Origin of the sequence: Sphingobium sp. UBA5915 (assembly GCF_002431195.1) — a bacterium.
Taxonomy (GTDB): domain Bacteria; phylum Pseudomonadota; class Alphaproteobacteria; order Sphingomonadales; family Sphingomonadaceae; genus Sphingobium; species Sphingobium soli.
In genome coordinates, this window is record NZ_DJDV01000051.1 from 1 (window position 1) to 21,373 (window position 21,373).

13 protein-coding genes are annotated in these 21,373 nt (G+C 64.1%); 11 read left to right on the forward strand and 2 right to left on the reverse strand.

What is annotated here, in order from left to right; genetic code table 11:
• The first annotated feature begins 500 nt into the window (after positions 1-500).
• The 4 genes from B2V90_RS07295 (at position 501) to B2V90_RS07310 (ending at position 6,885) form a co-directional block, all read left to right on the forward strand.
• The gene (locus B2V90_RS07295) at positions 501-1,088 is read left to right on the forward strand and encodes an RNA polymerase sigma factor (protein WP_293920700.1); all 588 of its coding nucleotides are present in this window, start codon (positions 501-503) and stop codon (positions 1,086-1,088) included.
• Complete coding sequence (locus B2V90_RS07300) at positions 1,024-1,980, forward strand: FecR family protein (RefSeq protein ID WP_228221923.1); 957 nt, start codon at positions 1,024-1,026, stop codon at positions 1,978-1,980. Before B2V90_RS07295 ends, B2V90_RS07300 begins: the two co-directional genes overlap by 65 nt.
• Positions 1,981-2,043: 63 nt before the next feature.
• Positions 2,044-3,915 carry a gamma-glutamyltransferase family protein gene (locus B2V90_RS07305; protein WP_228221922.1) on the forward strand — a complete coding sequence of 624 codons (1,872 nt, stop codon included), beginning with the start codon at positions 2,044-2,046 and terminating at the stop codon, positions 3,913-3,915.
• A 12-nt stretch (positions 3,916-3,927) separates the two neighbouring features.
• Complete coding sequence (locus B2V90_RS07310) at positions 3,928-6,885, forward strand: LpqB family beta-propeller domain-containing protein (protein ID WP_293920682.1); 2,958 nt, start codon at positions 3,928-3,930, stop codon at positions 6,883-6,885.
• Positions 6,886-6,930: 45 nt separating this feature from the next.
• On the opposite strand, the gene katG is transcribed toward B2V90_RS07310, so the two are convergent.
• Positions 6,931-9,138 (reverse strand): catalase/peroxidase HPI, encoded by a 2,208-nt coding sequence (katG, locus tag B2V90_RS07315; protein ID WP_293920684.1) that lies wholly within the window; start codon positions 9,136-9,138, stop codon positions 6,931-6,933.
• 220 nt (positions 9,139-9,358) lie between these two features.
• On the opposite strand from katG, the gene B2V90_RS07320 reads away from it, so the two are divergent.
• The 5 genes from B2V90_RS07320 to B2V90_RS07340 all read left to right on the forward strand — a co-directional run bounded on the left by B2V90_RS07320 (position 9,359) and on the right by B2V90_RS07340 (position 18,483).
• A complete protein-coding gene (locus B2V90_RS07320; protein ID WP_228221919.1) occupies positions 9,359-10,828 on the forward strand; it encodes a diguanylate cyclase domain-containing protein in 1,470 nt (489 codons plus the stop codon).
• Between the two features lie 220 nt (positions 10,829-11,048).
• A complete protein-coding gene (locus B2V90_RS07325) occupies positions 11,049-13,748 on the forward strand; it encodes a TonB-dependent receptor (protein WP_228221918.1) in 2,700 nt (899 codons plus the stop codon).
• The gene (locus tag B2V90_RS07330; RefSeq protein ID WP_228221917.1) at positions 13,745-14,443 is read left to right on the forward strand and encodes a DUF6250 domain-containing protein; all 699 of its coding nucleotides are present in this window, start codon (positions 13,745-13,747) and stop codon (positions 14,441-14,443) included. The genes B2V90_RS07325 and B2V90_RS07330 overlap by 4 nt, the downstream gene beginning before the upstream one ends.
• A 21-nt stretch (positions 14,444-14,464) precedes the next feature.
• Positions 14,465-17,155 carry a Tat pathway signal sequence domain protein gene (locus B2V90_RS07335; protein WP_228221916.1) on the forward strand — a complete coding sequence of 897 codons (2,691 nt, stop codon included), beginning with the start codon at positions 14,465-14,467 and terminating at the stop codon, positions 17,153-17,155.
• A 14-nt stretch (positions 17,156-17,169) separates the two neighbouring features.
• Positions 17,170-18,483 carry an oligogalacturonate lyase family protein gene (locus tag B2V90_RS07340; RefSeq protein WP_228221915.1) on the forward strand — a complete coding sequence of 438 codons (1,314 nt, stop codon included), beginning with the start codon at positions 17,170-17,172 and terminating at the stop codon, positions 18,481-18,483.
• 9 nt (positions 18,484-18,492) lie between these two features.
• Here the strand turns inward: B2V90_RS07340 and B2V90_RS07345 are convergent, their stop codons facing one another.
• Positions 18,493-19,146, reverse strand: coding sequence for a TetR/AcrR family transcriptional regulator (locus B2V90_RS07345; RefSeq protein ID WP_228221914.1), 654 nt, complete (start codon positions 19,144-19,146; stop codon positions 18,493-18,495).
• Positions 19,147-19,252: 106 nt separating this feature from the next.
• Between B2V90_RS07345 and B2V90_RS07350 the strand changes: the two genes are divergently transcribed.
• Both B2V90_RS07350 and B2V90_RS07355 read left to right on the forward strand, forming a co-directional pair.
• The gene (locus B2V90_RS07350) at positions 19,253-20,437 is read left to right on the forward strand and encodes an acetyl-CoA C-acyltransferase (RefSeq protein WP_228221913.1); all 1,185 of its coding nucleotides are present in this window, start codon (positions 19,253-19,255) and stop codon (positions 20,435-20,437) included.
• A 16-nt stretch (positions 20,438-20,453) separates the two neighbouring features.
• Positions 20,454-21,215 carry an SDR family NAD(P)-dependent oxidoreductase gene (locus B2V90_RS07355; RefSeq protein WP_228221912.1) on the forward strand — a complete coding sequence of 254 codons (762 nt, stop codon included), beginning with the start codon at positions 20,454-20,456 and terminating at the stop codon, positions 21,213-21,215.
• Positions 21,216-21,373: the final 158 nt, after the last annotated feature.

Here is a 21,373-nt window from a genome sequence, read left to right on the forward strand (position 1 = left end):
TCGGCCGCGCGGCCTTCGGGCAAATCGAAATTGCGTTGCTGCGCCATAGCCGTGCCGGCGCCGAGCGCCAGCGCGCTCGCCCCGCCCAGAATCATGGCCGTCCATTTCAATCTGGTCATGTCTTTGCTTCCCCCTCATGACGCGCCATGGGTGCGCGCCTTCCCCCGGGCGCACGGCTACCGCCGCGCACCGGACTGGCTGATCGACAAGAAATCCCACTGCTTCGATGCCGGTATCACTGCCGGCTGGCGCCCTTCTGGCCTTCCTGGTGGAAAGCCTCGGCATCCCCTCCCTGCGCCCGGCTGCATGGCCGCTGGTCACATTGGGAAAGACAGCGGCGCGCGCATTATCCGCCATGGCCACCGTCACATTTTTTACATGCGCCCTGTTTTTCACCCGATACGGCGGATTTGCCCGGACACTTCGTTGAACAGCCATGATCGTCTTGGGGAAGGGGCCGACCGATTCAGGACAGCAGGGCTTTCTGGCTTGCACGCCATATCTGTCCGCACGAACCGGCGCTACGGCGCTGGCTTTCGGGGCGGATCCAGCATGGTTTGCAGATTGACGACGTCATTCAGGAAACCTACGCCAAGCTCGCCAGCCTGGCAGCGGTCGACCATATCGAAAATCCGCGCGCCTATTTCTTTCGCGCCGCGCTGTCGGTGGTGGCCAGCGAATTGCGTCGAGCGCCGGTCGTATCCATGGAAACGCTGAGCGAAGTAGAGCGGCTGAACTTCGCAGCCGATGAGCTGCCGCCCGATATTCAGGCAGAACAGCGCGAGGAATTTCGCTTGGTTGCCGACGCGATCGACCTGTTGCCTGCGCGATGCCGCGAAGCCTTCATGCTGCGCAAGGTGCAGGGATTGTCCCAGCGGGAAACCGCGCAACTGCTGGGTTTGTCGGAAAGCACCGTGGAAAAGCATGTCGGGCGCGGTATCCGCCATTTGATAAATATTTTCGGACGTGGCGGAAAATCCGGTCAGCCCGCGTCTTACGACCAAATCCCGGATACGGAGCATTATGACAGCAAGGGAAAGCAGCGCGCAGATCGAGCAACAGGCGGCCATATGGGCGGCCCGGCTTGACGCGCGTGGGCTGACGGCTGCTGAACAGGCGGATCTGGATGCCTGGCTTTCCGGCGATAGCCGCAGGCTGGGCGCTTGGGCGATGGCACGGGCGGCGTTGGCGCGGGTGGAGCTTGCGCAGGCGTCCGGTAGCACCCATCCCGCCGCCCGTATCCCATGGCTCACCCGTCGGTTCCTGCTGCGCGGCGCTGGCATGGCGCTGGCGGCGTCAGCGGTCGGGGCGGTTGCCCTGGGCCTGTGGAGCGACGGCGATCATTATGCGACCGGCAAGGGCCAAATGCTGCGCATCGCCCTGTCGGATGGCAGCATCGTCAACCTCAACACCACCAGCGAAATGGACGTGCAATTCACCGATCGGCAGCGCACGATCATCCTGCGGGGTGGCGAGGCGCTGTTCGCTGTCGCTAAGGATGCATCCCGCCCCTTCGTCGTCATCGCCGGGGACGCGCGGGTCCGCGCGGTGGGTACGGCCTTCACTGTCCGGCACGAAGCGCGCCGCCCGGTCGACGTCATCGTCAGCGAAGGCGTGGTGGAAGTGAGCGAGGCCAGGGCAGCGCCTGTCCGCGTGTCCCAGGGGACGCGTGCGGTGGTCGATCCGCGCGCGGCTACGCCGATCGAGACCGCTGCGATCGCGTCTGACACGATTGAGCAGGAGCTTTACTGGCGCGAAGGCAAGATCGCCTTTCGCGACACCACGCTGGCCAGCGCAGCTGCGCAGTTTGCCCGTTATAATGACGAACATATCGTCATTGCCGATCCGGTGCTGGCGCAGGAAACCATCACCGGCCTGTTCATCGCCAATGACCCGCGCGGTTTCGCGCAGGCGGTGGCGGAAAGTCTGGGCGTCGTAACGCGCATCGAGGCCGGCCGCATCATCTTGAGTCCGACCTGATCGGTACGGGCAACCGCAATGCGTTCCTCCTGCAATGCCACGGGGAACAGGGGAGAAGCAGACATGAAGACACAGGACCCGCCAGCGGGATTGAGCCGTCGCGCGCTCGGCGCATGGGCGGTCGGCGGCGGCGCGGCGATGGTCGCAGGGCTGCCCGTTGCGGCGCAGACGCCCCCGCCGCCGCCCGAACCCACGCGGCTCAAGAGCGCGGGCGAGACACTGCGGCCCGAAATCGTCGGTGATTTCGGCATCGTTGCTGCCGGTCGTCATTATGCGGTGGCCGCAGGCACGCGCATCCTGATGGCGGGGGGCAATGCCACCGATGCGGGGGTCGCGGCCGTCTTTGCCGCGGCCGTGACCGAAATATCGCATTTCGGCTTTGGCGGTGAAGCGCCGACGATCATCTATGATAGCGGCACGAAGGACGTGACCGTCATCAATGGGCAGGGGACAGCCCCGGCGCTCGCCACGCCCGACAAATTCGCGCAGCTTGGTATGATCCCGGGCAATGGCCCGATGGGCGGCACCATTCCTGCCATGGTGGACGCCATGGCGCGCGCGCTGCAACTCAATGGCACCATGACGCTCGATCAGGTGATGCAGCCCGCGATCGAACTGGCCGATGGCTTCGTCATGTATAACTTCCTGGCCGAGGTTTTCGTCAGCCAGCAGAAGGCGACCGCGAAATACAAGACCGCCTATGACACTTATTATCCGGGCGGTGCGCTGCCCAAGGTTGGTGAGATATTCCGCCAGCCCAATCTTGCCCGCACGATGCGAGTCATCGCCGCGGCGGACAAGGCGGCCCTTGCCCGGACCAAGGATCGCAAGGCCGCGATCCAGGCCGGGCGCGACGCTTTCTATAAAGGCGACATCGCCCGACGCATTGGCGCGGCGATGGAAGCGGATGGCGGCCTGATGCGCTATGGCGACCTTGCCGGTTATCAGGGCAAGCTGGAAGCACCGGTCACGACGGACGTTTTCGGCTACACCATCTGCAAGGGCGGCTTCTGGAGCCAGGGGCCGGCGCTGCTGATTGCGCTGAACATCGCGGAAGCAGCCGGCATCGGCGCTATGGAACCGGGCAGCGAGACCTATCTTCACACGCTGGCGGAATCAATCAAGCTCGCCTTTGACGACCGCAATGCCTATTTCGGCGATCCCGACTTTGCCAAGGTGCCGGCCAAGGCGTTGCTGTCCAAGGCCTATGCCGCCCAGCGCGCGAAGCTGATCGGACCCAGGGCTTCGCTGGAGCATCGCTATGGAGATCCATGGGCGATGGAGGGCGGCAAGCGACCGACGCCAGTCTTCACGCCGCATATGCTGAAAAAACCGCCGGTCCCCACCGCCGACACCACCGCGATCGAAGTGGTCGACCGGCACGGCAATCTGTTCAGCTGCACGCCCAGTTCCGGCTGGATGCTGGGCGGCGCCTATATCGCGGGCGACACGGGCGTGCCGATGAGCAACCGCATGACCGTGTTCGACCTGGATCCTGAAAGCCCCAATGTCCTGGCGCCGGGCAAAAGGCCGCGCACCACCTTGTCGCCTTCGATGGTGATGAAGGATGGCGCGCCCTATCTCGCCATCGGCACGCCGGGCGGCGACAATCAGGACCAGCAGATCATGAACGTGCTGCTGCGCGTGCTCGCCTTTGGCCAGCCGCTTCAGGCCGCGATCGAGGCACCCCGCATCAATTCCAGTCATTTCCACGGCTCCTTCGCGGTCAAGAAGGATGAACCGGGCGTGCTGGAGATCGAGGATCGGGTGCCCCAGGCGGTGCGCGACGGGCTGGCCGCGCGTGGGCACAAGCTGGACGTGCTCGGGCCGTTTGGCGTGTCGACCGGCATCGTCGCGGTGGGCGTCGTGCCGGAAACCGGCACCCTGCGCGGGGCGGCGGACGTGCGGCGCGAACGCTATGTCTTTGGTTGGTAAGGGGGATACAGGATGACATCGTCGCTCAGGGCCATGGCCCTCATCGCATGGCTCGGCACGGCTGCGCCGGTGTTGGCCCAGCCTGCCAACCTCCCGCCTCCCGGCGGCGAAAAGCCGATCGCTTTCGACGTGCATGAAGGCACGTCGATGGCAGTATCGGCCTCCCCCGATGGCAAATGGCTGGCGGTCGACCTGCAAGGCAGCCTCTGGATCATTCCTGCCGCCGGCGGCAAGGCGCGGCGCATCACCGACTATTTCAACGACGCGCGCCAGCCCGTCTGGGCGCCCGACGGATCGCATCTTCTCTATTTCGCCTATCGCGACGGCGGCTACGACCTCTGGACCATCAAGCCCGATGGCAGCGACATGCGCCGATTGACGCAGGGCGCCTATGACGATCGCGAGCCGGTCTATTCACCCGATGGCAAGACCATCGCCTTCTCCTCCGACCGCAGCGGCAATTACGACATCTGGACGATGGACGTGGCGACCGGCGCGATGAAGCAGATCAGCAGCAATCCGCGCGAAGACCGGATGCCGACCTGGTCGCCGGATGGCCGGCGTGTGGCCTATGCCGGAGCGGAGGGCATGATGGGCGGCGCGCTCTACGTCACCGATCTCGCCACCGGGCAGGAAAGCCTGCTCAAAAAGGTGGACGGCAAGGCGGATGCCCCCTCCTTTGGTCCCGGCGGCGCGCTTGCCTATGTCGTGCAGGATGCAAGCGGCAGCCATTTGTTCATCGACGACAAGCAGGTTAGCGGCACCGAAAATGTCTTCCCCTTCCGTGTCTCCTGGGGGACGCGCGGTGGCTATCATTATGTCTCGGACGGCAAGGTTCGGCAGGGCGGCCCGCGTAAGTCCACTGTCGATTTCGCAGCGACGCTCGAAGTCGTGCGGCCCAGCTACACGCGCGCCAAACGCGACTGGGATTCGACCGCGCCGCGCAAGGCGCTGGGCATCACCCATCCGCGCCTGTCGCCCGATGGCAGCCGCATCGCCTTTGTCGCGCTTGGCGATCTCTATATTGTCTCATCCAAGGGCGGCACGCCTGAAAATCTGACCAAGGACGCCGCGCTTGACGCCGACGCCGACTGGTCGCCCGATGGCAGGCGCATCGTCTTTTCCTCCGACCGGGTCGGCGGCCTGCCGCAGCTGTTCATCAAGGATTTGAAGACCGGCAAGGACCGGCAACTGACGAACATGGACACCCAGCCGCTGGGCGCGGCCTGGTCGCCGGACGGAAAGCAGATCGCCTTCATCGACGTCGATGGCCGCTGGGGCGTGGCGGGCGTCTGCGTCGTGGATGTCGCGAGCGGCAAGGTGACACGGCTTCAGACGTCGCTCGGTCAGCCTGGCAGTCCCAGCTGGTCGGCGGACGGCAAATATGTCGTCATCAGCCTGTCCTACAAATATTCCAACAGCTTCCGCGAAGGCACCAATCAGGTCTATGTCATCCCGGTCGACGGCACGACAAAGCCTTTCTGGCAGATCCCGCAAGAGAATATGTCGCTCGACACGCGCAGCGGCAGCGGCCCGGCCTGGTCGCCTGATGGCACGCGGATGGCGGGCATCTATGAAGGCTTGCTCAAGGTCTGGCCGGTGGCGGCCGACGCCAAGCCGCTGGGCCCGGCGCGCAGCTATACATCGGACATCGCCTTCTTCCCGACCTGGAGCGGGGATGGCAAAACCATTCTGGTCCAGTCGAACGACGCGCTCAAGACCGTCAATCTGGAAACCGGCGTCGTCACCGACGTGCCGATCAACCTCACTTACCGCCTTGCCAAGCCGACCGGGCGCACCATCATTCACGTCGGCGCACTGGTCGATTCCGTCACCGACGCGACGCAGACGAACAAGGACATCGTCATCGACGGCAACCGGATCACCGCCATTCGCGATCATGATCCGGCCAGGAGCGACGCCACTGCCCGCTATGTCGACGCCAGCACCCTGACGGCCATTCCCGGCCTCATCGAATATCATTCCCATATCCAGAAGGATTTCGGTTCGAACCTGGAAAAGGCGTGGCTGGCCTATGGCATCACCACCGTGCGTGACCCCGGAACGCAGGTCTATGATGCGGTCGAGGATCGCGAGGCGGCGGAGGCAGGGGTGCGGATCAGCCCGCGCCTCTATACTGGCGGCCCGCTGCTTGAATGGCAGCGTGTCTATTACAAGATGGGCATTGCCGTCTCCAGCCCCGCCCATCTGGAGCGCGAACTGGGCCGCGCCCGCGCGCTCAGATATGATATTCAGAAAAGCTATGTGCGCATGCCCGACCTCTATCAGCGGCGCATCGTGGAGGCGGCGCACGCCATGGGCATTCCGGTATCGGGCCACGAAATCTTCCCCGCCGCCTATTCTGGCGTGGATGGCACCGAACATATGGGCGCGACCAGCCGGCGCGGCTATTCGCCCAAACAGGGACCGGGCGGCATGGCCTATGAGGATGTGATCCAGCTGTTCGGACAAAGCCGGCGGACGCTGACGCCGACCAATTTCGGCGCGCTGACCGGCTATCTGCAACGGCATCCCGACTATCGCAGTGATCCGCGCGTCAAGCTCTATCCCAGCTGGGCGCAGGACAGCGTCACCCAGGATGATGATGCGATCGCCCGCATCGTCGGCCCGCTGCTCAAGGGTGGCCTCGCCTCCATGAAGAAAATGTATGACGCCGGGACACAGGTCGTGGCCGGCACCGACACGATGATCGCGACCAACCTTCACGCGGAAATCGCGTCCTATGTGGACGGGGGATTGACGCCTTTCCAGGCGTTGCAGACCGCAACGGTCAATTCCGCCCGCGCGCTTAATCTCGACGCCGGGACGCTCGAGCCGGGCAAACTGGCGGACATCGCGCTGATCGAAGGGGACCCGCGCGCCGACATCGCCAACACGTTCAAGGTGAAGACTGTGGTCGCAAACGGCGTCGTCCATCAGGTGGCGGATCTGATCGCCGCCGTGCAATAAGGGGATGAGCCGCCGGGATGCGCTGCGCACCCCGGCGGCTGATCGTCATGCCTTGAGGTCGAACCGGTCGGCGTTCATCACCTTTGTCCAGGCGCGGGCGAAATCGGCAACGAACTTGTCGCCAGCGTCGGACGCGGCATAGACTTCGGACAGCGCGCGCAGCTGCGAGTTGGAGCCGAACACCAGATCGGTGCGCGTGGCGGTCCACCGTTCCTCGTCGCTCGCCCGGTCGGTGCCGACGAACACCTCGTCGCCGCGATCGTCCACTTCCTTCCACGCCGTGCCCATGTCGAGCAGATTGACGAAGAAGTCGTTGGTCAGCTGCCCCGGCCGGTCGGTCAGAACGCCGTGCGACGTGCCGCCATGATTGGCGCCCAGGACGCGCAAACCGCCGACCAGCACGGTCATTTCCGGCGCACTAAGGCCCAGCAACTGCGCGCGATCGACCATCAGCTCTTCTGTCGGTACGTTGAAGCGCACCTGCAGATAGTTGCGGAATCCGTCCGCCTTGGGCTCCAGCGGTTCAAAACTGTGGGCGTCGGTCTGTTCGTCCGTCGCATCGCCCCGGCCTGAAGCGAAGGGCAGATGCAGGTCGTGCCCCGCGGCTTTTGCCGCCTGTTCGACCCCGACATTGCCGCCCAGCACGATCAGGTCGGCGATGCTGACGCGCCCGCCAAAATCGCGCTGGATGCCCTCATAGACAGCCAGCACCTTGGCCAGTTCGTCGGGCTCATTGGCGTCCCAGTCCTTTTGCGGGGACAGGCGGATGCGCGCGCCATTGGCGCCGCCGCGCTTGTCGGAATCGCGGTAGGTCGCGGCCGACGCCCAGGCGGTCTTGACCAGCTGGCTGATGCTGAGGCCACTATCGGCGATCTTGTCCTTCAGCATTGCGACGTCGGCATCGCTCAGCACTGGCCCCGCCGGAACCGGGTCCTGCCAGATCAGATCCTCCTCCGGCACATCGGGGCCGAGATAGCGGACCTTGGGCCCCATGTCGCGATGGGTCAGCTTGAACCAAGCCCTGGCGAAGGCGTCGGCGAACTGGTCGGGATTGGCGTAAAAGCGCTCGGCGATCTTGCGATATTCGGGGTCCATCTTGAACGCCATGTCGGCGGTCGTCATCATCGTGGGCAACCGCTTGTCCGGGCTGCGCGCGCCGGGCGCCATATCCTCGGGCTTCTGGTTGATCGGTTGCCATTGCTGCGCGCCGGCCGGGCTTTTCACCAGCTCATAATCATAGTCCAGCAGCATGCGGAAATAGTTCATCGACCACTGGATCGGCGTCGGCGTCCAGGCGCCCTCCAGGCCGCTGGTGATGGTATGATCGCCGATGCCGGTTTCATGGCCGCTCTGCCAGCCAAGGCCCTGCTGCGCGATGTCCGCGCCTTCGGGCTCCGCGCCGACCAGGGATGCGTCGCCCGCGCCATGGCATTTGCCGAAGGTGTGGCCGCCCGCCGTCAGCGCCAGCGTCTCTTCATCGTTCATCGCCATGCGGGCGAATGTTTCGCGAATGTCGCGCGCAGACTGGAGCGGATCGGGCTTGCCGCCCGGACCTTCGGGATTGACGTAGATGAGGCCCATCTGGATCGCAGCCAGCGGGTTTTCCAGCGCGCGGCCCTCTTCCTCGTCGATGCGCGTCAGATTGCCTTCCTGGCCGACCCAGAATTCTTCCGTGCCCCAGTAAATATCCTTTTCCGGCTCGAATATGTCCGCGCGTCCGCCTCCAAAGCCGAACACCGGCCCGCCCATTGATTCAATGGCGACATTGCCCGCCAGGATCATGAGGTCAGCCCAGCTCAGCTTGCGGCCATATTTCTGTTTGATCGGCCAGAGCAGCCGGCGCGCCTTGTCCAGATTGGCGTTATCGGGCCAGCTGTTGAGCGGCGCGAAGCGCTGCGTGCCGGACGACGCGCCGCCGCGTCCGTCGCCGGTGCGATAGGTGCCCGCGCTATGCCACGCCATGCGGATGAAAAAGGGACCATAATGGCCATAATCGGCCGGCCACCAGGGCTGGCTGTCGGTCATCAGCGCGGTCAGGTCGCGCTTGACGGCAGCCAGATCCAGCGTCTTGAATTCCGCGGCATAATCGAAATCATCACCCATCGGATCGCCGGTGCGACCCTGTTGATGGAGAATGTCGAGCGACAATTGGTTGGGCCACCAGTCGCGGTTCGTGCGACCCAGCAGGCTGCGCATCGCGGCGGGCTCCTTGCCCGGATCGCTCAGGGGGCTTCCACTTGTCCTTGCGTCCATGGATTGACTCCTCTCTCAATCGGCCGCTCAGGGGGTGTCGCGGCGTTAGAACTATAAGCCCCCAGCCCCCGCGAAAGGAAATCGGAAAAACCGCTGACAGTGACAAGCGCAACCGAACAGCCGCTGCGACCGTTCGAGCCGTTAGGGCGGCGATGTGCCCGCTCTGGTAAGGAAATCTTAGGATTGGGCGCTAAACTGTTAGGCAAGAAGGAAAGGGCGCATGCACCAGACGCTGGAGGACGCCCGCCTGCGCAAGCTGGCGAGCTTCCACATCCTCGATACGCCGCCGGAGCGGGATTTTGACGCGCTGACCGCGCTGGCGCGGCGGCTGCTCGACTGCCCGATCGCCTTGGTGTCGCTGGTGGATCAGGATCGGCAATGGTTCAAATCGGCGCAGGGTCTGGGCCAGGTGCGGGAAACGCCGCGCGATCAGGCCTTCTGCGCGCATACCATCCATCAGGACAATCTGCTGGTGATAGAGGACGCCAGCGCCGACGCGCGCTTCGCGCGCAACCCGCTCGTGGTGGGCAAGCCGCATATCCGTTTTTATGCCGGGGTCCCGTTGCGACCGCATCATGACGGGCATTCCGATATGCTTCCCGGGCTTGGCTCTCTCTGCGTCATCGATACGCAGCCGCGCGCGCTGTCGGATGAGGAACGGGACATTTTGCGCGATCTGGCCGCTGTCGCGGAATCGCTTCTGCGTGCCCATGCCACGGCGCAGGATGCGCGCTATCTGGCGGAACTGGCGGAGGAGCGGGCGGACATATTGGACGGCCAGCATCGGCTCCTGCGTCAGGCGGAAAAACTGGCTGGCGTCGGGTCCTGGCGTGTGTCGCTGGACGATGGCGTGGTTCAATGGTCCGACCAGGTCTATGCCATCCATGGCTTGCCGATCGGCTCCACCCCGCCGCTGGAAGAGGCCCTTGCCTTTTATTCTCCGGAAGAGGCGCGGCTGATCGAAAAAAGGCTGCGCAAGGCCATGCGAACCGGGGAGGGGTTCGACTTCGAAACCGATCTGATTGCTGCTGATGGGCGGATGCGCCGGGTGCGCAGCATCGGCGAAGTCGAATTCCGGCATGACCGGCCCGCCGCTATCGTCGGCGTGTTTCAGGATGTCACCGAACGGCACCTGCGCGAGGAGGAATTACGTCACAGCGCAAGCACTGACAGCTTGAGCGGCCTGTCCAATCGCGCGAGCTTTGAAAAGCGTCTGGGCGAAACTCTGGCGCGGTTGAAGAGACGGGCGGAGCCTGTTGCGCTCCTGCTCATCGATCTGGACGGTTTCAAGGCGGTCAATGACAGTTTTGGCCATGCGGCCGGCGACGATATCCTGCGGGCAATGGCGGCGCGCATGCGCGAAGGCTGTATGGCCAACGCTTTTGCGGCGCGACTGGGCGGCGACGAATTTGCGTTGCTGGTCACCCGTCCGCGCGATTGTGCAGATCTGGAATCCTATGTCCAACGGGTTCTGGATCAGCTTCAGGTGTCCATCACGCAGGATGGCCAGACGCGGCGCGTATCCGCCACAGTCGGCGCGACACTCGCCGACGGCCCTGGCGTCACGCAACTGGACTTGATGCGGCGCGCCGATCTCGCCCTTTACCAGGCCAAACGCCATATGCGCGGCACAGGCAGGATATTCGGGTCCGACGCGCCGATCATACGCGACGGAGTCGCGCTTTCCTAGGCAGCGGGCGATACTGTCGACCACATTGCGGGACCATCGGGCCGGTCACTTTGGGCTTCGTCCCGTCATATTTTTCACGAGCAAGGCGCTGATTTCCCCGAGCTTTTCGCTTGGCCCTTTCGCCGCGCCGAAAAGGGACGCTTGACAACAAGCATGATTTCTTTCCAAATAACGCAATCAAAGCCCAATATGTGGAATATTGGAAAAGGGAGGATGACTGGTGCGGTTGCGTTATGTGAAACTTGCTACGATTTCTTATGCGGCTCTGGCGGCGGTTGCGCCGCTTGCCGTCGCTGCACAGGATATCGCCCCTCAAGCCACCCAGGATGATGACGTCGCCGACATCGTCGTCACCGGCATCCGCTCCAGCCTTCAGGGCGCGCTCAATGCGAAGCGCAATTCGCCAACCGTATTGGACGCGATCTCGGCGGAAGATATCGGTAAATTCCCTGACAAGAATGTCGGCGAAGCGTTGCAGCGCGTCACCGGCGTCCAGATCACCCGTTCCGACGGCGAAGGGTCGGGCGTCACCATCCGTGGTGCCGATCCCAGCCTGAACCGGGTCGAAATCAACGGCACCACCGCCCTGTCGACCACGGTCGGCGGCGGCCGCGACGTCGATTTCCGCGATCTGCCTTCCGAATTCGTCAATCGCGTGGAAGTGGTGAAGTCCGCCACAGCCGACATGACCGAAGGCGGCGTGGGCGGCACCGTGCGCATCATCACCCGTCGCCCGTTCGACAATGGCGGCAAGCCCTATCTCGCCGGATCGGCGCAGGCCATCTATGCCGATATCGGCGACCATATGGACCCGCGCCTGGCCCTGATCGGCAGCGACACCTTCGCCGACGGCACGATCGGCATCCTGGTGTCGGGCACGTTCGAAAACCGCAATGTCGAAAGCCATCAGGCCCGCACCACCGGCTGGGTCCAGCTGCGCGACCCCAATGGCGATCTCTATGACCTTAACGACGATGGCATGGGCGATTTCTTCCCGGACATTCCCCGCTATGTCATCAACCGCCTGGAAACCCGCCGCTACGCGCTGAACGGCATCCTGGAATGGCAGCCGAGCGATGACCTCAAAGCCTATTTCGAAGGCAACTGGACGCGGTCCAACCAGTCCGTCACCTCGCAATATCTGCAAACCGGCACCAGCGGCGGCATCGTCGATACTGAAAACACCATCATCGGGCCGGACAATACGGTCCAGCATCTGGAAATGACCAACAACCCCGCGCTGGCGCAGACCAGCCAGCTGGGCGTTTCCTACCGCAACATTCTGGGCGACATTCGCCGCACCACCTATAATTTGGCGCTGGGCGCGGAATGGACGACCGGTAATCTGACGCTGACGCCGAAAATCTCCTATTCCAAGGCCAAGGCCTATAATAACGAGATCAACGCGACCGCCGCCGTCACCGGCATGGACAGCCTGATCGTCGATTATGCCAATGGCCAGAATGCGCCCAACATCATTCTGCCCAATGATCCCACCACCCGCGCGGGGATCAACCAGCTGACCGTCCTGCGCCGCCCGCGCTATGACGATCAGTCGGAGAAAATGGCCAAGCTGGACGCGGAATATAAGCCCGACGGCGGCTTTCTGACGTCGATCAAGATCGGCGGTCAGTATCGCGACCTCAAGGTCACGAGCAAATTCTTCAATCGTTCGACCGTGCTCAACGGGTTTTCCGATCCCGCCGTCCAGCAGCAGATCGACAATGCGGTCGGCTTTGCATCGCTGGGTACCGCGCCCTTCTTCCACACCGGTGATCTGGGCTTTAGCGACGGCTATCGCGGCTGGCTCAACATGACGCAGGGCGTGGCCGACGCGATCGGCGTGCCCGATCCGTTCGAAGCCAATGGCTGCCCGACGCGTCCGGGCGGCACGTGCCAGGTGTTCACTGACACGTGGGAAGTGGGTGAAAAGAACTTGGCCGGCTATGCGCAGGCCGCCTTCGCCTTTGATGTCGGCGCGGTGCCGGTCACGGGCGTCATCGGCGCGCGCGTCGTCAATACCAAGGTCGACACGTCGGGCTATCTGAGCCAGGGCGGCATCGTCTCCCCGGTCGCCTATGACAGCAAGAACACCGAATTCCTGCCCTCGCTCAATATGAAGGCGGAGCTTATTCCCAACAAGCTGATGGCGCGCGTCACGGCGACCGAAGTCATGGCGCGCCCGCTGCCGCAACAGCTTGCGCCGCGCTTCACGCTGGATGTGGTGGGCCTCACCGGATCGCGCGGCAATCCGGGGCTCCAGCCCTTCCGCGCGCGCCAATATGATGCGGGCCTGGAATATTATATCAACCGCACCAGCTTTGCGTCGGTGACCTATTTCCGCAAGGAAATCAGCAGCTTCATCCAGAACACGACGGAGGATTATACGGATCCGGCGACGGACGTCACCTATACCATCACCGTGCCCACCAACGGCACGCAGAAGGTGACGATCAACGGCGTGGAAGCCGGCGCGCAGCTTGCGTTCGACTTCCTCGACGTCCCTGTGCTCAAGCAGATGGGTGTGATCGCCAACTACACCTATTCCAAGGATAGCGGTTATGAAGGGGTGGATCGGTTTACCGGCGATTCCCTGCCGTTCCAGGGCCTCTCGCGCCACAGCTACAATCTGTCGGCCTATTATGAAGATGATGTGGTCAGCCTGCGCGGCGCCTATAACTGGCGGTCCAAATATCTGATCAACGCCGCCGGTCGCGGCGGCAACCCGGAATTTGGCGAAGCCTATGGCCAGCTCGACGCGTCGCTCAACATCACGGTGATGCCCGGCGTCGCTTTCTTCCTTGAAGGGGTCAACCTGCTCGACGCCACGCGCAAGGAGAATGCGAACAGCGTCTATCGCCGCACGATCATCGAAACCTTCGGTCGCCGTGTCTATGGCGGTGTCCGCCTGAAACTGTGATCGGGACCGGCCTTTCGCGCCGAACACTGCTCGCCGCGCTGGCATCCACGCCAGTCGCGGCGCGCGCTGCCCGCAAGATGCTCTATCGGGATGATTTCTCCCATGGTCTGGATCAGTGGCAACTGGAAGCCGCGTCTCCTCAGGCCCGCGTGTCCGCCGCGCAGGGCGTGCTCGACATCGACACGCCCGCCGGCCTGACCCTCTGGTTTCGCCAGCCGCTGAAAGGACCGGTCGCGATCGCCTATGACGTGCGCGCGGTGCAGGCCGGTGGACCGCAGGACGCGGTCAGCGACGTAAACGCCTTCTGGATGGCGCAGGACCCCGCCGTGCCGGGCAGGTCGGCGCTCGCCGCCCGCCGCAGCGGCGTGTTTGAGGACTATGACAGCCTGCGCACCTATTATGTCGGCATCGGCGGCAATCGGAACAGCACCACGCGGATGCGTCGATATGTCGGCCGCGCCGGTGATCGGCCGCTGCTGCCGGCGCACGATCGGACCGATCCGGCCGCGATGCTCACGCCCAATCGCTGGTTCCATCTGCGCCTGATCGCGGATGGCGCCCATATCGCAGTGGAGCGTGACGGGGAAACCCTCTTCGCCATGACGGACCGGCATCCCTATCGCAGCGGCCATTTTGGCGTGCGCACCACCCAAAGCCATATCCAGCTACGCAAATTCTCGATCACCCGGCTCTGAAGACCGGCATAGGAGGGGACAATGACCAGCATTTTGACCATCGGCCGCCGCGACATGCTGCGCGCCAGCCTGATGGGCAGCGCCGCCGCGCTGATCCCCTCCGCTGCCCGCGCCGCATCGACCATGCCGCGCAGCACGCCGGTCCGTTGGATCGACGGCGAAGCGCCCAGGCTCAGCCTTGGCCAGACCTTCGGCGTGCCCTGGCCGCGCGGGGCCGTGAAGCCGGGCGCGCCACTGGCGGTGCGCGGCGACGGCAAGCCGCTTCCGTCCCAGCACTGGACGCTCGCCACCTGGCCCGACGGGTCGCTCAAATGGTCGGCGCACGCGCTGCCCGCCGGCATGGACCAGCCCGCGACCCTGGACGTCGCACCCGGCCGGCCCACGGCGCCCAAGGCGGGCGTCATGGTCCGCGAACAGGCGGACATGGTCGAGATCGTCAGCGGCGCGACCCGCTGGCGGATTCCGCGCAGCGGTGCGGTTGCGATCGCCGGTGCCTGGGCGGGCGATCGGCAAGTGATGGGGCCGCTCACGCTCGTCGCCAGTATTGATGATGCACCCGAAAACGGCCGCCGCACCCAGCTGACCGGCCGGATCGACCGGGTGACGGTCGAACAAAAAGGCCCGGTGCGCGCGGTTGTCCGGATAGAGGGTATTCATGCAGGGGCGGGGCGCAGCCTGCTGCCCTTCACCGTGCGGCTTTATGCCTATGCCGGCGGCGATCATCTGCGCATCGTCCACAGTTTCATCTTCGACGGTGATCCGGGAAAGGATTTTGTCAGCAGCCTGGGCCTTGTCGCCGCCGTGCCGATGGCGGGCGCGCCGCATGACCGCCATGTCCGCCTCGCCACCACGCAGGGGCATCTCTTTTCCGAAGCCGTCCGCCCGCTTACCGGTCTGCGCCGTGATCCGGGAGAGGCGGCACGCGCGGCGCAGATCGCGGGTCGCGCCGTGCCGATGGACGCGATGGCCGACAGCGTCCGCCCCCTGCTGGATCGCATCCCGACGTGGAGCGATTTCAGCCTAAGCCAGCTCAGCGCCGACGGTTTCGCCATCGTCAAGCGCACGCAGGCCGGCCATGCCTGGGTCGACGCCACGGCCGGGACCCGCGCGCTTGGGCTTGGTTATGTCGGCTCGCCGATGGGCGGCGTGGCGCTCGCGGCCCGCTATTTCTGGCAGCGGCACCCGACCCAGATCGATATCAGCGATGTCGCATCCGACGAGGCGCGTCTGGCGCTCTGGCTGTGGTCGCCCGATGCACGTCCCATGGATATGCGCCCCTATCGCGGCGTGCTCGGCATGGAGGGTTATGATGCCCAGAATGAAGGGCTCGCCATCACCTATGAAGATTATGAGCCCGGCTGGGACAGCGCAACCGGCACTGCCCGCACGAGCGAACTGACGCTCTGGGCCTGCGCCGCCACGCCTGGCGCTGATCGGCTCGCCGCCATGGCGCAGGCCAACGCCGTGCCGCCGCAACTGATGGTCGAACCGCAGCGCATCCATGCCGCGAATGTCTTTGGCCCCTGGGCGCTGCCCGATCGATCGACGCCGATGAAGGCGCGGATCGAGGACCAGATCACCAATCTCGCCGCCTTCTATGAGGCGGAGGTCGACCGCCGCCGCTGGTATGGCTTCTGGAATCATGGCGACGTCATGCACACCTATGACGCTGACCGGCACCAGTGGCGCTACGACATTGGCGGCTTTGCCTGGGACAATAGTGAATTGTCGCCCGACTTGTGGCTGTGGCTGAGCGTCCTGCGCACCGGCGATGCGGGCCTGTTCCGCTTCGCCGAGGCGATGACCCGCCATACGGGCGAGGTCGACGTCTATCATCTCGGCCGCTTCAAGGGATTGGGCACGCGTCATGGCGTCCAGCATTGGAGCGACAGCAGCAAGCAGCCGCGCATTTCCAACGCGATCTATCGGCGCATCTATTATTATTTGACCGGCGACGAACGGGTCGGGGACCTGATGCGGGACCTGCTACTGTCCGACCAGACGCTCGCCCATGTCGAAATCGGCCGCAAGGTGCCGGGGGCGGAACGCAAGAGGTTGCCCGACGGCGTCATAGAGATGACCTTTGGCACCACCTGGTGCGCGGTCGCCTCCTCCTGGCTTGCCGAGTGGGAACGGACCGGCGAGCGGAAATGGCGCGACCGGTTGCTTGCCGGCATGACCAGCATCGGCGGCCTGCAATATGGCTGGCTGACCGGGACCGCGCCGTTCGACCTGTCGACTGGCCGCTTCCTGGGCAAGGGAGACAGCATATCGGTATCGCATCTCAACGCCGTGTTCGGCGCGCTCGAACTCAATGCCGAACTGCTCGACCTGCTTGATGTGCCTGCCTACCGCACGGCCTGGCTTGACTATTGCCGTTGGTTCAACGCCCCGCGCGCGCAATGGGAGGCGAAATTCCCCTTCCCCTATCGCGGCCGCAATCTGCGTGAAGGTCATTCTCGCCTGACCGCCTATCTCGCGCATGAGACGCGCGATCCCGCCATGGCGCGCCGCGCCTGGGAGGAGTTTTTCTCGGGCGAAGCGGGCCTTGGTCTGTCGCAGGGCGATCCGCGCGTGACGCTGCAAGGACCGCAAATCCTTGGCCCCACGGTCGAATGGCCCCATGTCTCCACCAATGCCGCGGCCCAATGGGGGCTGGCGGCGATCGAAAATCTGGCGCTCATCCCCGATGCACTGCCGGCCCAAAGCTGAAGAAGGATATCTCCATGAAAAGCGGCATCTCGCTCCTCGCGCTGGCGGCGCTCGCCTGGACCGGCGCTGCGGTGGCCAAGCCGGTGAAGCAGTGGACCGACGCCACCACCGGGCATGAGATCGTCCAGATCACCGATGCGCCCGGCGGCGCGGCCAGCCTCTATTTCCACCAGAACAGCTATACGCCCCAGGGCGACAAGATGGTCATCTCGACGCCCGATGGCATCAGCGTCGTGACGCTGGCCGACTGGAGCGTGACGCCGCTGGTCAAGGGGCGCGACCTGCAACTGCTCTTTACCGGCCGCCGGACGCGCACGGCCTATTATGCCGGCCGCCGCCACGACGATGCAGGCGGGGCGACGACCATTTTCGCCGCCGACATCGACAGCGGCAAGACGCGGCGCATCGCGACCGTGGCAAAGGGCTCGATCGGCTCGATCAATGCTGACGAAACCCTGCTGCTTGGCCAATGGGCGGCGAGCGACAAGCCGCTTCAGCCCGATGGCACGAAGAAGAGTGGCGAACCGGAAATCAAGCAGCAGTTCGGCCAGGCCAACTACGCCGCTACCGGCCCCGACGGCCAGCCGCTGACCTTCGCCGAAGCGAAGGAAGTGCGCCTCAATGAACGGCTGGAGGCGAAGATTCCGATGGAGATCTTCACCATCGACATTCGCACCGGCGAGCGGAAGGTGGTGGTCGCCTCGACCGACTGGCTCAACCATGTCCAATTCTCGCCCACCGATCCCGGCCTCATCATGTATTGCCACGAAGGTCCCTGGCACAAGGTTGATCGCATCTGGACCATCCGCACCGATGGCACGGGCAAGCAACTTGTCCACAAACGTTTCATGAACATGGAAATCGCCGGCCACGAATTTTTCTCACCGGACGGAAAATGGATCTGGTACGATCTTCAGACGCCGCGCGGGGAGGTGTTCTGGCTCGCGGGCTATGAACTCGCGACCGGCCATCGCCGCTGGTATCATGTCGACCGCAATATGTGGTCGGTCCATTATAATCAGGCGCCCGATCTGCAACATTTCTCCGGCGATGGCGGTGACAGCGAAATGGTCGCCCATGCGCCCGACGGCAAATATCTCTATCTCTTCACGCCCAAAGACATTCCCGACGTGGCGGGCATTCATGCCGACAATGCGGCCGATCTCGTCGCGCCCGGCACGTTCGACGCGGAAAAGATCGTCGATATGGCGCGCCATGATTATCGGTTGGAACCCAATATCACCTTCACGCCCGATGGCGCATGGATGATCTTCCGCTCCAACATGGACGGCAGCAACCAGGTCTATGCCGTCAGGGTGAAGAAATAGGCGCGGTCTTCATCCCCTGATCGGGGCGCAGGGGCGCGGCGCCAAGCCGCCGATCAACGTATCGACCAGCGCGGCGGCAATTTTTTCCGCGCTGGACGGTCCGTTGGGATCGTGCCAGCGCGCCGGCCAGTTGAGCGCGCCGGCAATGGCAAAGGCGCTCATCTTGACGTCCACCGGCGCGATTGATCCGTCCGCGATGCCATCGGCGATCAGGGCGCGCAGCGTCCTGTCGATCTCGCTTTTGCGCGCACGGATTTCCGCCGCGCTTGGCGGCGAAAGCAGTTCATCGCCCGTCCGCACCATGCATCGGCCAAAATCATCCATGTTCGTACGCGCATAAGCGATCAGGAAGCGCCGCAACCTATCAATACCCCGCCCTTCCTCGCTGCTCGCCTGATCGGCTGCGGCCCGCAGCGGCTCCAGCCCGCGCGTCACGCATTCGATCAGCACCTGCTCCTTATTGCCGAGATAATGGTAGATGGTGGGCTTGCTGATCCCCAATGACGCCGCGACATCATCCAGCGACGTGGCATGAAACCCCCGCGCGTTAAACATGCGCACGGCCGCCGTCAGCACGGCGTCCCGCTTTTGCGCACGCTCCTCAATCTTCTCCGCCCGCGTGCGAAATGGCGAGGCGGAGCTGTTTTCCCTATCCGGTTTCACATCAAGCCTCCGCCCGTCAGCTTGACAAAAAACGCATGAATAAGCAATATACTCACCAGTAGATTATCGACGTCTCGACCGACGTCGCGCAGGAAGAGGACGCAAAATGGTACAGGATCCCATCGTCATCGCCGGCTATGCCCGCACCCCCATGGGCGGCTTTCAGGGTGCGCTGTCACCCTTGAAGGCAACCGATCTCGGCGCGGCCGCGGTCAAGGCGGCGATCGAGCGCGCCAAGCTCCCTGCCGATGCCGTCGATCGCATCTATATGGGCTGCGTCCTTCCCGCTGGCCTGGGTCAGGCGCCCGCACGCCAGGCGGCGCTCGGCGCTGGCCTTGGCCTCAACACGGAGGCGACCACCGTCAACAAGATGTGCGGATCGGGCATGCAGGCCGCGATCATGGCGCATGAGGCGCTGGCGGCCGGCGCGGCGGATATCATCGTCGCGGGCGGCATGGAAAGCATGACCAATGCCCCCTATGCGCTGCCCAAGCATCGCGCCGGCGCGCGTATTGGCCATGACCGCATCATCGACACGATGATGATGGACGGGCTGGAGGACGCCTATGAACCGGGCAAGGCGATGGGCGTCTTTGCCGAAGAAGCCGTGCGCGACTATCAGTTCAGCCGCGCCGAGCAGGATGACTATGCGATCCGGTCGCTCTCCCGCGCCAGTGACGCGATTGCGTCGGGTGCGTTCGTGCGCGAAATCACCCCCGTGACTGTCTCCGGGCGTGGTGGCGACATGCTGATCGATACCGACGAGCAGCCCGGCAAGGCGAAGCCAGACAAAATTCCGTCGCTGCGGCCCGCTTTCGCCAAGGATGGCACGATCACGGCTGCCAATGCCTCCTCCATATCCGATGGTGCCGCCGCGCTGGTGATGACACGGCGCAGCGTCGCCGATCGGCTTGGTCTGCCGATCGTGGCGCAGGTCGTCGCGACCGCCGCCCATGCGCAGGAACCTTCCAAATTCACGACCGCGCCCGTCCCTGCGATGCGCAAGCTACTCGACAAGGCGGGGTGGTCGATTGAGGATGTCGACCTGTTCGAAGTCAATGAAGCTTTCGCCGTCGTGGCCATGATCGCGGCGCGCGAACTGTCGATCCCGGCCGAAAAACTGAACGTCAACGGCGGTGCGACCGCGCTCGGCCATCCCATCGGCGCATCGGGCGCGCGCATCCTGACGACCTTGATTGCGGCGCTGCAAAATCGTGGGCTGAAGCGCGGCGTCGCAAGCCTGTGCATCGGCGGCGGCGAAGCCACCGCCATGGCTGTCGAGCTGGTCTGAACGGGGGGCAAAATCCATGGACATCAGAAATATGGCCGCCATCGTCACCGGCGGCGCATCAGGTCTCGGCAAGGCGACGGCCGCGATGCTGGCCGCCAATGGCGCGAAGGTTGCCATTCTTGATCTGAACGAGGAGGCGGCGAACGCCTCCGCGCAAGAGATGGGCGCCATCGCCTTCGCGCTCAATGTCGCGGACGACGCCGCCGTCGCCGCCGCGCTTGATGAGGCCGAAAAGGCGCATGGCGTCGCGCGCATTCTCGTCAACTGTGCGGGCATCGCGCCTGCCAGCAAGACGGTGGGCAAGGAAAACGCGCCTCATTCGCTCGACCTCTTTCGCCGCACCATCGAGGTCAATCTGATCGGCAGCTTCAACCTCATCTCGAAATTCGCCGCGCGCGCCGCCGCTGTTGACGATGTGGCGGGTGAACGTGCCGTCATCGTCAACACAGCGTCGGTCGCAGCCTATGACGGTCAGATCGGCCAGGCCGCCTATGCCGCGTCCAAGGGGGGCGTGGTCGGCATGACATTGCCGGTCGCGCGCGATCTTGCGCAGCACCATATCCGCGTCATGACCATTGCCCCCGGCATTTTTCGCACGCCGATGGTGGAAGGCTTCCCGCAGCATGTGCAGGACGCATTGGGCGCGCAGGTGCCGCACCCCAGCCGCCTGGGCGCCCCCGACGAATATGCGCAACTGGTCGAATCCATCATCCGCAATCCGATGCTGAACGGCGAAGTCATACGCCTCGACGGCGCGATCCGGATGCCGCCGCGCTGATCGTCTACCCCATTCCCCCAAGCTCCTGACGAACAGGCGCATAAAGATATTGCTTGGAAGCTGATAGAAACGATACGCATGATGCGTGTTGCCGTCGCCAGAAGACAGAAATAGAGGCGGGCAAGGAACGATCGGGGGCATCGGGCGCATCGATGCAT